At 56.4% G+C, this 13,601-nt stretch carries 10 protein-coding genes; all 10 read right to left on the bottom strand.

Going from position 1 to position 13,601, the window contains the following annotated elements; translation table 11 throughout:
- Nucleotide 1 precedes the first annotated feature (1 nt).
- Nucleotides 2-1,096, bottom strand: a complete 1,095-nt coding sequence (locus BUA94_RS15435) for an ATP-binding protein (RefSeq protein ID WP_073014209.1) — start codon at nt 1,094-1,096, stop codon at nt 2-4.
- A 1-nt stretch (nt 1,097) separates the two neighbouring features.
- Nucleotides 1,098-2,315: a Mu transposase C-terminal domain-containing protein gene (locus BUA94_RS15430; RefSeq protein WP_073014208.1), complete on the bottom strand. Its 1,218-nt coding sequence runs from the start codon at nt 2,313-2,315 to the stop codon at nt 1,098-1,100.
- Between the two features lie 6 nt (nt 2,316-2,321).
- Nucleotides 2,322-3,350, bottom strand: coding sequence for a hypothetical protein (locus tag BUA94_RS15425; protein WP_139251156.1), 1,029 nt, complete (start codon nt 3,348-3,350; stop codon nt 2,322-2,324).
- Nucleotides 3,347-3,943 (bottom strand): hypothetical protein, encoded by a 597-nt coding sequence (locus tag BUA94_RS15420; RefSeq protein ID WP_073014206.1) that lies wholly within the window; start codon nt 3,941-3,943, stop codon nt 3,347-3,349. Before BUA94_RS15420 ends, BUA94_RS15425 begins: the two co-directional genes overlap by 4 nt.
- An 18-nt stretch (nt 3,944-3,961) precedes the next feature.
- A complete protein-coding gene (locus BUA94_RS15415) occupies nt 3,962-4,636 on the bottom strand; it encodes a hypothetical protein (RefSeq protein WP_073014205.1) in 675 nt (224 codons plus the stop codon).
- Nucleotides 4,637-5,255: 619 nt separating this feature from the next.
- Nucleotides 5,256-7,151, bottom strand: a complete 1,896-nt coding sequence (locus BUA94_RS15410; protein ID WP_073014204.1) for an AAA family ATPase — start codon at nt 7,149-7,151, stop codon at nt 5,256-5,258.
- A gap of 192 nt (nt 7,152-7,343) precedes the next feature.
- Nucleotides 7,344-7,658, bottom strand: a complete 315-nt coding sequence (locus tag BUA94_RS15405; RefSeq protein WP_073014203.1) for a hypothetical protein — start codon at nt 7,656-7,658, stop codon at nt 7,344-7,346.
- Nucleotides 7,659-8,359: 701 nt separating this feature from the next.
- Nucleotides 8,360-9,238 carry a hypothetical protein gene (locus BUA94_RS23355; protein WP_139251155.1) on the bottom strand — a complete coding sequence of 293 codons (879 nt, stop codon included), beginning with the start codon at nt 9,236-9,238 and terminating at the stop codon, nt 8,360-8,362.
- A complete protein-coding gene (locus BUA94_RS15400) occupies nt 9,235-10,863 on the bottom strand; it encodes an AAA family ATPase (RefSeq protein ID WP_073014202.1) in 1,629 nt (542 codons plus the stop codon). The genes BUA94_RS23355 and BUA94_RS15400 overlap by 4 nt, the downstream gene beginning before the upstream one ends.
- A gap of 179 nt (nt 10,864-11,042) precedes the next feature.
- Nucleotides 11,043-13,316, bottom strand: a complete 2,274-nt coding sequence (locus tag BUA94_RS15395) for a hypothetical protein (RefSeq protein WP_073014201.1) — start codon at nt 13,314-13,316, stop codon at nt 11,043-11,045.
- Nucleotides 13,317-13,601: the final 285 nt, after the last annotated feature.

The following is a 13,601-nucleotide window of genomic DNA, read 5'->3' as shown; positions in this document are numbered from 1 at the left end:
CTCAGGCGCCTCGCACGACCTTGCGACGCCGCTTGCCGGGGCTCGGTTCTTCCTCGAGGTCCTGGTCGGGGAACAGCGTGTTGCGGACGTCAACGTTTTGCCACTCGACGCCGTCGGCGAAGACATTGTGCTCCGGGCGGCAACCGGTCTTAGCCTCATAGGCCCGCTCGAAATCACCCATGAGAGGGGTCTTCCGCCCCTCTTGCAGCGTCAGGGAAAAGGCTTCCTGGACGATTTCAATGAGATATCCCAGACGACCCTCAGTCCCATGGAGCAGACGGCTGGCGAGTTCCAAAATTGGAAGGCCGTCGAGAGACAATTCCGCTTTGTGACCAAAATTGCCGAGAACTTTTCGGACTTCCTTCAGGTCGCCCTTGCAGGCGGTCAGTTGATCAAGGCGCACAAAGGTGCTGCGGCGGCGCAGCTGGAAGTCACTCTCGATGATGCGCGCGAGATTGGGCATGCCGGACAGGATCAGCCACATCGGCCAATCCGCATTCTGCATCACCCCCTTAAGGGTGTCGCAGACCTTGAGTGCCTCGGCAGGGTTATTCAGCTGGGTCAGATGCTGCAATTCGTCAAGGTGCAGGAAACGGATCCTGCGCAGGGCGAGCTGCTCTCTGACCACGCGCCAGACGACGTTTTCGCGAAAATCGCGTTCAACCGGATAACCCAAACCAATCAGGATCTCGATGCCAAGCTGCTTGAGGTTGCACGGAGAGGGAGCTCGGACGGAGACCACAAAGGTCTTGTCCGATCGGTCGTTCATCCCGAGGTTGGCAAATGCGCGCTCCAGAGAGCGAGACTTCCCTGTTCCAGACTCTCCAACGACGACGACTGCCCTGCCTTCGTTCAGCCGCCCGACGCGGCTGAAGCCCAATTGCGTCGCAACGGTATTGTAGTCGTCGAAGTCGTCGAGCAGTGTGTTTAGGCGGTCGTACAGAGTATCGTCGCAGGGGTGAGGATAGTAGCTGTGCTTCAGCGCGACTTCGAGGGCCGCAGTTTCCGGATTGCGCTTTCGTCGGCGGCGTCGTCCTTCTTGTCGTGACGGCATTTCAGCCGCGGCAGTTTCGTCGTGGGTCATTTCAGTCTGCATCTCAGTCCTCCAGAACATATTCGAAGTCATCGTCATCATCGTCGTCGCCCAGGAACGGCATGGAGTCCCTGACCAGTGACACGGTGGTCTCACCGGCAGCTTCCGGATCACCCGCCACTCCGGCGTCCTCGGGTTCATCGAGCCCCAGGATGTCGCCGTCGAACGCCTCATCGACCCGCACACGGTCGTCAGAGAAATGGGCTTCGAGATGGGCGAGGTTGGTGGCGGTGAAGACCGGCGATGCGATGCCGCGGCGGGCGCGGGATTCATCTGCAAGACGACGAAGGTCGGCGAGGGCCTTTTTGACAATCGGGGCAGAGCGGGCGGCTTCTTCACCGTATCTTGCCAGCATGCGCTGCCGGTTTTCGACATGCGCTTCCAGCGGAATTCCATGCATTTCGGGCGTGGTGCACGGGACCTTGAGCCAGCCCTTGGGCGTTTCGACGGAGATGTGTCCGAGATCGTCCGGATCAAAGCGAACCCTCAACTTCTTCCGGAGACGAAACTCCCGACGAATGCGTTGAAGCTCCGTGGACTGGTACTTGTTGCAGTAGAGCTGGATGCCTTCACTGCGGAGGTCGCGCTCAACGGTGATCCCGAAGCAGGCACGCATTTCATCCTTCCGGGGAGACAGAGGGACACCGACCTTGTTTTTGAGTTCAAGCCAGACCTCCCTTGGCGAGCGGCCGCCCAGGCCGCCATGGGGAGTATTGTGGTAGATATCGACGACCCACCGCACGAGCGCCTCACTGAGCTTATCAATCGTGAGAGTCGCTCGCGCCTCTGCCGGGTACTCTCCCCTGTCCACGACATTGGTGAAGGTGCGTCCTTCAAAGAGCGAGATGGCTCCGGTGTGGAAGCTGTTGAATACGCGCTCGATGGAGCCGCGCAGATGGGGCGCGCCGGCAACGGTGTAGTCGACAGCGATCCCGGCATTGATCGCTGAGGTGCTGAATGCATCGGCAAGATAAGCCGAACCGTTGTCCACGCGGACCATTTGGATGCGACCGGCCATATCCCAGGGGGTGTCGCAACCTGAGGCCATAGCGATGTCGCCTTTGTCGGTCATTGCCATTTTCAGAGTGGCGATGGCGAGATCAGTAGTCGCCGTACGAGCCAGTTGCATTGCCAGGATGCACTTGGTTCGAACATCGATGGCCGCCGAGAGCTGCATGCGCCCGACCTCTTCGTCCAACTGCTTCTTTGCAGTGATGCCCAAGCTTTCCTACACGGGATCGCCTTTAAGCAGGCTTTGAAGTGAAACCTGCCACTCGTCCATCTCGACCACCTGCAAGGGCCATTCCGGGTCATGCTTGCCCTGAATGTAGGCGTATTTCTTCTTCGCAAACGGGACGCCATGCCGACCGGCGTCGACGTGATAGGGCGCCAGCTTGCGAATTTCTGCACGCATTGCCGCCTTGCTCGGCAGCGGCAGGGCCGGCAGCCCTTTTTCGGCGCGGGCTTCATTCAACCCGTCGAAATGTTCAACAAATTTGCCATAGACCTTGTCCATGGTCGGCTTCAAGAGGCTGGCATATTCCCATGCCCCATCGCGCAGAAGCGCCCGGACGTCCGGATGAAGGCGATCCGACCGGTTGCCGCACTTGTGCTTCATGGGGCACAGCGCCATCACATTGAAGTTGGCGGCTTCGTACTTCTGGAGCCACCGGCGGACGGTGCTGGGTCTTGGAATCCCGAAAGACCCCTTCGTCTGCTGGCTGCTGAACCGAGTCCCAGGAGCACGCTGCGCAAGCAGAGTGCTCCACTTGCCGTGGAGGATCGCGATCGCCTGCTCCAGCGCGGCGTCACTGCGCGACGTCTCATGGGCCGCCTCCATCTTGAGAAATTCATCGCAGATGAACTGGCGAAAATGAACGAGTTCCGCGACTTCCGGCTTGAGGTCGGAAAGCCTGACGTTAGGACCGATCTTGAGAGCCTGCTTGGAGAGGTCAAATGCGCCTCGTTCCTCAGTGAGGAGCCCCTGCGCGACAAGGTCGTTCAGCTCAACGTAGGTGAACTTCTCGAGGACGTCCGGGTTGTCGACGCGCCGCAGAACGCAGAACGCCTCATCGGAGAGAGCTTCGGTGTACGAAACTCCCTTGATGATGATTTCGGAATGGGGCGCGAAGCGGATCCGCGAGGCGGACGTGGAGGCGACGGTCTGGTTCGTGTTGTGTTCAAGCATGTTCAAAATCCTTTCCTGTTGGGATGCATTCCGGAAATCGGGGGGAGTTCGAGAGGGACGGCGCGTCACCGGCTCCAGATGATGCGTTTGTGTCGCTGCGGGCAGAGCGCCATGGGCTCGAAGTCACTGGCTTCGAATTTCCGAAGCCAATCCCGGACGGTTCGAGGTTTCGGACACTTGTTGGTGGGGAGAGGCCGGCTGGAACCTTCCCACTTTGAAATCCGGCGCATCCAGCGTTCGTAGATTTGGCTGATCGCGACCTCCATGGAGGCATCGCCTCGTGGGAGCTTCCCCTTCGGGTCCAGTTCAAGAAGCCCAAAGCAGAGGTACATCCGGAAAATCACGCTATCGGCAACCTCCGGTTCCAGGTGCCAGAACGTGACTTCCGGATTGTGCCGGAGGCTAAGCTCGAACGGGGAAAGCGCTCCGTAGTCCTGGATCAAGCGACCTCGGGCAATCAGCTTCCGGAGGTCGGCGTCGGTGAAACGCGCGAAGACGCGAGGGAGGTCCACGCACCGCAGCACGTTGGTCGTTTCATCCAACGTCACCACGACGTACGGGCGACCATTGATCCAGATCCTTGCTTCAGGATCGAGCCGGATCCGAGTATCGGATCCGGAGGCCACATCTGCGATCTGGTTGTTGCCGGTGAGTTCAGTCATGTTCCAATTCCTTTCCTGTTAGGCGGCCTTGCGGATCTCAAGCTCGGTGTTGTCGTTGATCCGACCGCGGGTCACCGGCTTCAGCTCCTGGGCGTCGATGAGGTTGAGGACGGCGTTGAAACCGGCGGCTTCGCTGTCGAAGAGGGCGACGAGAGAAGCCAACCGGAACACCCCGTGCATCGAGGCGAGGTGCCGGCGCAGCTCTTCGATGGCTTCCTCATCCCAGAGTGTGCGTGCCCGCAGGATCAGCTCTGCGTTCCGGACACCGTCGCGAGAGATCTCGCGATCGGTACGGACAATGAACTTGTCCGCATAGCCGGGGTGCTGCGCCTGGATGAGCCGGTGAACCTCATCGATCCCGCTCTTCAAGCGCCGGCTGTCAGCCTTGACGTCGACAACGATCGTCCGGCCGTCGCAGAGACGGATCAGAAAGTCGAACGTATGCGTCCGCTCCTTGCCGTCGTCGTCGATGTAGGTGACAGCCTCAGGCTGTTCCTGAACCTCGACGACGCCGGGGTGCACCAGCACGATGGTCAGGAACTCTCGCTCCAAGGCGCTTTCGCAGAAGGCCCAGCTGTCCAGGGTGTCGTTCGGGTAAAAGCTCCGGGACGAGGCAGAGGACTTCAGGGTTCCCTTGCGAGAACGCTTGGACGGCTTGCGAGACTTGAAGAAATTAAAGTTGTCGTTGGACATGGTGGTTTCCTTTCCTACTTGGTCCTGACGTGACTGTTCACGGCAGCAATTCAGCAGGCGGAACCACCGGCATCGGCAGAGCCCGGACTGGGCAAGCGAGCGGATACGGTTCAATGCATTCCACATGGCACAATTCTCCTGTTCCCGCACCGTGGCGGGTTCGAAACTCGAACACTTGAGGGGAGAGTTGCTGTGCCGGTTAAAACGACAATCAGTGGGTATCGTTTCCCGACATCAGCAACAGAAACTGCGCGCCATGACCGGTGAGGTCACGACGAGACAGCAGAAGGGAACCAACTCCGGCGGATGTCGAATGTCAGACATCGCGCAGGCGGTCGGTTACCCAACTCAAGCGTTGTGTATCGGGAGATCTTGTGCGGCTTCGCGGAGAGCCGAATTGTTGTGCATGAAAGTCATGGTCGGCTACCTCCTATTTCCTGCCAGACTGAGCTGGTGGGTGAAGCCGAATTCGCCCACAGATGGCGGGATGCCACCCCAAGGCGAAGGACAAACCGGTACCAGGTTTTCTTTGGCGGTTCCAGGAAACTTGGAAAACACGGGTAAGGAAGGGTAATTTTGCCATTGTCGATTTTACGAAAAATGCCGTAACTAATTGAAGTCAATCTGATTTCTGATCCATTTTGAGGGTGAGCAATCTCTTGATTTCTTTGCGGGCGAGGCTTTTTCTTCTGCCGAGCTCTGCTGAGATTGCTCTCAAAATGGACTCGTGTTGGCCCAGAACATGATGAGCGCGCTGCGATTGAGCCCTCAAGATTGTGTCACAAGCTCGGGTGAACTTGGGATCCTCCCGAAGGATACGCCGGAGATCGGTGTCGGTGCGCTCAGCTCTGAAAACAAGGTTCTTGGCGAGACCTGACGAAGCCACCAGCCGGGCCGCAACCATCGTTGCCTGCTCAAGATCTGACCCTGCAACCAAACCGGCTCCGTCTGACGCCTCATCGAAGAAAAGTTCTTCCGCAGCGTGTCCGGCCAGAAGGACAGCGATTTTGTCGAGATAATCACTGCGTACCTGGAAACTCGCCTGGGCGACGGGGAGGGTAGTTTGTCCGCCACTTTCGATCCGATAGCCATTGGTTGTCTTGCCGTACTCCCGAATAACAGCTTCCGTGGCAACGACATCGCTGATCACATAGGCGGCGACGACATGCCCAGCTTCGTGAACCGCGAACCGCTCGAGTTCTCTCGGGGAAACCTTGGTGAATGTATTCGAGATCGTGCTCTCCACCTGTTGGGCGTTCAAGGCCTTGCCAGTTCGTCTCGCCGCTCTCCGGCAATCGCGTGCAAGCCGTTCCAGCTCGGCGCCAGTCCATCCTTCAGTCAGACGCCCAATTTCATTGAGATCATCCTCCGGGAGTGCAGACATCAGATGCTGGCTGAAGATTGCCTTTCGAGCGGCGTAGTCCGGTGGACGGATCTCGATGACGCGTTCAAGGCGTCCCGGCCTGAGGAAGGCGCGGTCGATCGTCTCCAGGCGGTTGCAGGCCGCAATGATGACGACGCCGTCGCGCTTTTCAGACCCATCCATCAACTCGAGCAAGCCGGTGATCACCTGGGTCGCGTATTCTGGCGCATGACGCGAAAGCGTCTCCCTGTTCCCCACGCCGTCAAACTCATCCAGGAACAAGATCGCCGGCGTGTTGTTTCGGGCTTCGCTGAACGCCTTATTGATGCCTTTCAGCATATCGCCGAGATGTCCAAGCGCTTGGGTCTTTGACAAGGAACACTCAACGAACGTGGCTCCGCAGGACCTTGCAAGGGCTTTAGCGAAAACCGTTTTGCCTGTCCCTGGCCCGCCAAGCAGGAGAACCCCGCGATCGACGTCTGACCAGGCTAGCGCTCCTGCACTCCAATCCTTGAGGTCGCGAGCAAGCTCCAGCCCCCATTCCTTCGCTTCGCCGTATCCGGACATCTCTTCGAGCGGCGGAGTTTCTTCGTCGTCGCGTCCTTTGGGAGTAATGGATGCCTCCGCCGCAGCCAGGGCTTCGAGCATACTGAGAACTGCCTTCAGCGGTCGGTTTCCGCGAAAGGCGATTGAGAGGTTGGAGATGTTGTGGGCGATGAGATCGTTTGCGATGTGATCGCTTAAATGAAAGCCGCGAGCGATTAGAGAGGCGGCCTGCAAGTGACGCCTTTCTGGGCGCACCTCAATCACGGCTTCGGCGATCGTCCGGAAGACGTCGGACATTGGATGCTTCGGGGTTCCGATGCCGATGAGCCTCTGGTGTTCGGTCAGCTTCTTCCCGACTGAAAACGCTTCGAAAGGCGCCTTGCGCCGGTACGACGACTTGCCACGCTCATCGATGAAATAGTGAAACTCCGGGCATGCCCGTCTTCCCGGGCCGTCCGGATCCATGCTCTGGAACTCGTGCTCAAGTGCCTCCTCATAGAGCTTGGTGTCGATGTCATTGGGCAGTTCGACGCCGAGGATGTATGCCGAACGGCGATGCAGGCCCGGGCATTGCCGGAGTGCGCGGCGAACAGCCATGCGGGCCATGAGGAGCCCCAGTTGGCGTCCGGTCCCATGAATTATGTTTGGTCGTTTCATTCGAGTGCTTTCAGACATAGCTCTCGCGTTCGCTCCGAAGGGATTCGGAACGTTGGCGTCGCGTATTGAGGGATTGGGGAGAGAGAAAAGAAGGTCCGGACGCTCAGAGTGAGGGGAGGCCGGGTTCTAATCCTTCCAGGTTCAGGAAGTTATGCGGCGAGCGATATCGAGCCGGTCGTCGATGTGATTTTCAAGGCGAACCCAGCCCTGAGCCAAAAGGGCCCAGGAGTTGTCGTCGGAAAAGGCAAAGACTGGTTCCAGCACAGTGGCCGTTCCGGACGTGCCAATGATGCCCGGAAAGGGAAGGAGCGTTTTGCTCCAGTCCAAAATGAGGGGCGCCGTCGACGACATTTTACGGCCGGGATGTCCGGTGGCTCGGTACGTCTGGAGGTCTTGAGCGATCGACCGGAAGGTCTCAGGTTCATAGGAAAACGCACGCGGCGTCTGAGTGGTCATAATGCGATTTTTCCGATTTTTGGGCGTGACTGATCCTCACGTCGAGATATTCACTGCCACAGCAGCCGAGATCCTCAACATGTTCGGATTTGGGGGAGGGGAGTGTTCGCTGGTTGGCGAACCGGCTGTTCCGCCAGGGGGCTAGGAGGGATTCATGTGCCTTGACGTGATGATGTCATGTTGGACGGCACCTTGGGTTTCAGAATGGTGGGCTGGAAACGAAGTTTCTGCTTCCGGATTTAACCATCGTTGTGAGCCGCCGGGTGATCTGAATGAATCCTTTGAAGGCATACTTACCTTCATAATATCAGTGAGATAGGTGATTTTCGTCTAAGTCATTTACGGCTCCTGCGGTTCGGTGAAGCCGGTTTTTCCGGAACTTTCCGGACAAAAAGTTAACAGATCAAATTTATTGTAAAAATTTACAAGCAAGCACGCATTTGCGAGATGCCAAAGGGAACAGTTGAAACAACAGATCTAAACAGCCGCTTTGCGCCCTTCATTTCGGACACTCCGTGCGCTTCATCCATGCCTTCTAAGCTTCCGGTCGAGCCGCTCTAAGCTATGAAATCTGGAAAGTTGATATGTTTGCACCCCTTCTGGTGTAGACGATCCGCATCTTTTCCGGTCGGTACGGAAAATACAGCAATTTCCGAAGAGGCCCGCTTTACGGAAACAGGTCGCACGCAGACCCCGGCTCTCTACAAGTCGACCAATGGGTCTCCCGCATTGCGGCCAGGTACTGACAAGCGTTTCCAAAGCCACGCAACTGTGCGACGCTCAATCAGAGCCTGTAACATCACAGATTCCCAATTGTTTTTTGTACGATGTTGCCAACATACCTCATCGATTTCGTCGCGAAGCAGACGAATCAGATGCTCCTTACTGTCAGGGTTAGAGCGCTTGAGCAGCCGTACTACGTTTCCTGGTCGCCGGCAGAAGCGCTCGAATCCGGATTTAACGTGTTCGACGAGAGCGTTTTGGGAAACTAGCGTACGGGTGTGGAAACTGAAGGCTGCTGTATCGCGAACCCTTTTGGGCTTACGTATGACTACGGTGTATGTCGGCGCTTCGTCATGATTTCTTATGCGGACGTACAGTGAGCGTTCGCCGATCTTTCTATCGAACTTAGGGTGGAGAAACCGCTCTCCGTAGGTGGGTCCTACAGTTTTTTTTCCCTTTGCTTGGTTGCACGAACAAATCGGAAAAAGGTTCGGCAAAAACACCGAAAACTCGGGGTAGTGGTCTTGAGGAAGATAGTGATCGACCTGATTGTTATTGAGCGAACCACACATGGAGCAACAACCACCGCGTGAGGCTCTGCGCAGGGCGGCAATATAACTTACTGCTTGGATCTTTGACTCGAAGAGGCCAGCCATTGTTTCACGAAACTCTTGATCGCAAACATGACCGGACATCAACCAGGGATTTCCGCGGTTCCTCAGGTACTCGCGATAGGCAGAAGCAAAAAAGTCCATCCTTGTTTTAATAGCAGGAGCGCTTCTTTTGGCCCGACTATTCCGGGCCACAGCCGCTAGAGCACGGTATTGCCCCTTCGAACGGTGGTCGAACTTCTTCATTCTTCCTCGCGCAGCTCGCTGAGGATTTCCCGAGAAAGGAACGCACCATACTTATCGCGCAGTTCGTCGAAAGAGAGGTGTTCCGCTCTTATTCTGCGTATCGTGTCTTCAGCAAGGTACGAGGTGTCCTCTTCACCGAAGATAAAGGCAGAGATCGAGGAAATATCGGCGCCGAACGTACGCATGCCGGGTGTTTTGACTGCAATCAGCCCATCAATATCCTTTTCCATGACCAGCACCTGGTCATGGAAAACTTCGCGTACGACGTAGACAGAGTGGGTGGCCATGATGGCGCAGGATCCCGTGTCGGCAAGAAGCTTCTCCAGGGCACTCATCAGACGCGCGATGAAATTCGGATGTAAATGCGTTTCAGGCTCGTCAAGCAGCAGCAGAGACCCGTTTTCAATATAGGTGCATGCTTGTGCCAGCAATTTTATGAGGCGGACTTCACCACTGCTAAGATAGAAAAAACGGCCGTTGACCATTCGACCCGGCTCGACTGCTTGATTCATGTCGAAAAGCAACTCAAGTCTGTGCTGCTCCGTATTAGCCATCAGCTCCGTAAGTGGGATTATGTTTTTGCTCGTCGATGACTGAAAGGCGATTTCTTCTGGCCGATTGATCGCTTGGACAGCGTCCATGAAAATCGAAAAGCGCGATTTGTCAGCGATTTTTCTATCGTTGCGCGATAATTCCACGATGCTGGCGGTCGCTGTATTTCCGCCGGTGCTGTGCCTCACGCGACCTGTAGACAGTCGCTTGTAGTAAGTAGCGGGCCGCTTCCAATTCTCATTTGGAAAGATACCAGTATATTCATTCCCAGGAGTGAATGCCAATACTCGGCTCGCAACTATCCTGTTCTTATCCTCGCTGGCACTGCGACTGATGCCACGTAAGGCTTTACGAGCAATGTTGCCTAATGCCCTGCTCTTGCCGACCCCGTTCTTGCCAATGATTACACAGGTACGTTTCGGGATTGTAGCACTGTGATCGAATGTGAAATCTACTTCTACATTCCGGCCATCCTGATCGGCGACATTTATCACCACCGCTTCGGGTCCCGAGGAAATGTCCTCTTGATCGAGCCCTCGCAGAATGGGTCCCGCATTCTTAAAAGCATGGTACGCTTCCGACTCCCTTGTGAGAGAAAATCGGAATACATCCGATACCAATGCGGCCCTTTCGATTTCCCTCCTTGATGCATCACCCTGGAGTGCAACCATATCCCCAGCTGCCGCGAGACGGTCGTTGCCTAGCTCGACCCCTAATTCTCGGATGATCATGCGGTACATCTCTTGAGCTTCAGCCAGAGAGATCACATTTTGACTGTCGGTAGCGATTACCCCAAGCTCATCCGTTGATAGTCCCTGAACGGCATTTCCCACGCCCACATACTTTCGTTCCCCCGGCTCGAGATATGCGGCTTTACCGTTATATTCGAACACGGCTTCCCCGTTTTCAACAAACACGATCATCGCTTTGGTTATGTGACCAAAGTCGTTCCATGTGAGGTCGTAAGGTCGCAACCAAACGAATGAACTCGGAATGTCGGCAGTATCCGGCCAGTCGACCGAGATAAATACCTTGCAGTCAACCTGCTTGGATGCCAACTCGATCGTGTTCATACGCTCCCCTCGTCATTCGACGTTTCATGGCAATTTGGCTCCGTTCGGCAGAGTGCATTGAGAACAAGCGGAGAGCCATCGCGTTTCAACTTCTGAATGACAGTTTTTAGCATGGTTTGCCCGCTGTACGGCATATTTGGCCAGAAGTCGCCATTCCCCTTCCAGCCCAATCTAGGCAATCAATTCTGATATATACATGTTTTCCCCGGCGACGCGGCTTCCCAAACTTGATTGAGAATTCTCGCCGCGATTTCCGCTTTGTCCTGTGGCAGAAAGCGCCCGTAGTGCTTCGCCACCATCTCCGGTGTGTCCTGGATCGGATAACTGGCCTGCTCGTACGATCCGGTCTGTTTGAGAATATGCGTCGCGAGCACGTCGCGGACGTTATGCGGTCCATGAGGCAGCAGTCCTTCGATCGCACCGCGCCCTGTCCAGGGATTGTAGATGCCGTATCGTTGAATCACGGTTCTCCACGCCTCGAAAAAGGTGTTCTGGGAATAGGCGGCATTGGTGCTGGTAATTTTCGCTGTCTTGACGAAAAACGTGCCGGGATCGCCCGCCGGGCCGATAAGGCGTGAACGGTGCCTGTCGATCCAGGCCTCAATCATCTCGTAGAGTCTCCCGAGATCAGGCAGGATCAACCGGAACGGTTTCGATCCGAAGAACGACGAGTTCGCGTTCTTGAAGGCGACAGACGGGATCAGAATTTCCCATCCCCGATCACGCGTGCTCCAGCGTAGCTCGCCTCTTTTCGCGTCCTCCAGTTTTCGCTCTGACGTTGGCAGGTCCCCGGGTTTGCAGAGCAGCAGCTCTCTCAGGTTTTTCTGGCGTAGGCCCGTATGCAGACCGATACGAAGGAGCAGAAAGGAGCGGACTGCTTCGGCCGCAGCGCGGCGGTGACGTTTTTCATCCGGCATCCGGAGCAGGATTTCTTCGGTGATCTTCCGATACCCCCCGACCGGACTGCGAGCCTCGAGAACCGGCATGATCGGCTCAAAAGGATCCCGGTGAATTTTGGCGACACGCTCAATTTCCTTAATGCGGCTTCGAGCGTGTTTAAACATCCGGTCACAGGCGGATGCCCAGTCGCCCTGAACATCTGCAATGTCCTGCTCCGAGATCAGCCCTTCGATCTCCTGGAGCCTGGAGGCAATGCGTGGTGTCTGACGCAACCACCCGGTTTCCTCCCGGCACAGAGCTGCCGCCAGCACCAGCATGTCGACTTCCCACCTGGTATAAAAACCACGCCGTCGTTCTCTCCATTGCAAGTACCAGTCCCAAACCTGAGGGAAGACCATCAACGCGAAAGTCAGAACCTCCGGGTCGACGCCGAAGCCCTGAACCTCGTTCTCAGGGGAAGCGGTGAAGGCGCCGAACCACAATCCAAAATGCTCGACTTTCTGCGATGCCGTCTCTGTACCCCAAACCCCATTTCGTTGCTGGCCGAACGCCGCAAAGGTCGAGGTCTTGAAACGTAGGAGTTCCGCCATTTCGTCGTTCAGACGTTTTGGGGCGTCCACGATGCCTGAAGGGTCCGATGAGCGAGTTGCCGGCACTTTCCGGCGCGGACTTGCGGCACAGTTGAAACGTACAGCGTATCGCTGCCGGAGGGTCGCTGCCTGGTAACGACGGTAATCCGTCGAGCCGCTGATGATCACGTTGCGCACCCACGAGAGGATCTCATCCTGTTCGGTCCGTGGTCTCTGTCTGAAATCGTCCGGCAGGTGCCAGACGAGGCGGCGCCGTTCGGCCGGTGTCATTTCATCCAGTTCGCAACTCACAGGGCTTTCGACAACGGCTTCCGAAATTCCGGAGAAATATCCTTCCGGAAGACAATAGCGGTGTTCGATGCGGCGTAAGATTTTCAGACTTGTCGGTGATCCCGGTACGCTGATCCTCCGACCCCAACCGACAAAAGTGCTGCGTTTGACGTCATCATCGACACCGACCACAGCATTGTAGAGGTGGTAGACCGTTTCCGCATGGCGCTTGGAATGCAGGCGAAGAGCTGCGCCAAAGTTTGAAGGCTCAACCCAGGTCGGCTGCAATGGTTCCGGAAACTCGACAACTGGCCGCGGTGGTTTGCCCCGACGCTTATGACCGACGGAATGAGGCTCTGATAACCGCCGACGGTTGTTTCCACTGTATCGAGGGGCATGTTCATGCGTTCCCTCAGATGACCCCCGTTTTCTTTTTGATTTCGGACGGAGTGTGCTTTCGGTGACTGACCTCGCAACCGCGTCGAATATCGGCTGGAGGTTCGATCTCGCAGCCATCAGACTTTGGGAATCCAAGCCCAAACCTTCCGCAAGAGCTCGGACATCCAACCGGCTGCCTCGGTAAGTTGGATATTCGTTTCGCTCCAACAGATCGACCAAGTGTCCGCGGAGGAGCTCCACATCCTGCGATGAGAAAACAGGCGCGAGGCGTTTTTCGCAATAAGCTGCGATCATGCTTGGGGTGAGAGCGGATCGTTTTGATTTCATTGACTAACTTCCAGCGGCCGGGGAGGCGTTGGCCTATATGGAGTCGGCACAGGAAGAAAGAGTGCCGAGGGCAAACTCTGTGAAAAACGTTCAGCGCCTCGTCTGCTTCAAACATAAACAGCAGGGTTGAATTTCCCGTGGTTTCAACGTTTGTTGGCCAGGCGCAACCCAGGAAGGGTTTGATAATCAGTTGGGCGTCGCCCCGGTAACTGGATTTGTCGGAAGTTGGAAATAGCCCCGCACGCGAGCCGG

The organism is Roseibium suaedae (genome assembly GCF_900142725.1).
GTDB classification, from domain to species: Bacteria; Pseudomonadota; Alphaproteobacteria; order Rhizobiales; family Stappiaceae; genus Roseibium; species Roseibium suaedae.
Note: the sequence above shows the minus strand (reverse complement) of the source record. Positions and strands in the feature narration are given on the sequence as shown.

Excerpts from the sequence above, each read along its gene's own strand:
- BUA94_RS15415 (WP_073014205.1), bottom strand. The coding sequence starts at position 4,636 with ATGTCCAACGACAACTTTAATTTCTTCAAGTCTCGCAAGCCGTCCAAG.
- BUA94_RS15400 (WP_073014202.1), bottom strand. The coding sequence starts at position 10,863 with ATGAACACGATCGAGTTGGCATCCAAGCAGGTTGACTGCAAGGTATTT.
- BUA94_RS23355 (WP_139251155.1), bottom strand. The coding sequence starts at position 9,238 with ATGAAGAAGTTCGACCACCGTTCGAAGGGGCAATACCGTGCTCTAGCG.
- BUA94_RS15420 (WP_073014206.1), bottom strand. The coding sequence starts at position 3,943 with ATGACTGAACTCACCGGCAACAACCAGATCGCAGATGTGGCCTCCGGA.
- BUA94_RS15410 (WP_073014204.1), bottom strand. The coding sequence starts at position 7,151 with ATGGCCCGCATGGCTGTTCGCCGCGCACTCCGGCAATGCCCGGGCCTG.
- BUA94_RS15405 (WP_073014203.1), bottom strand. The coding sequence starts at position 7,658 with ATGACCACTCAGACGCCGCGTGCGTTTTCCTATGAACCTGAGACCTTC.
- BUA94_RS15395 (WP_073014201.1), bottom strand. The coding sequence starts at position 13,316 with ATGATCGCAGCTTATTGCGAAAAACGCCTCGCGCCTGTTTTCTCATCG.
- BUA94_RS15435 (WP_073014209.1), bottom strand. The coding sequence starts at position 1,096 with ATGCAGACTGAAATGACCCACGACGAAACTGCCGCGGCTGAAATGCCG.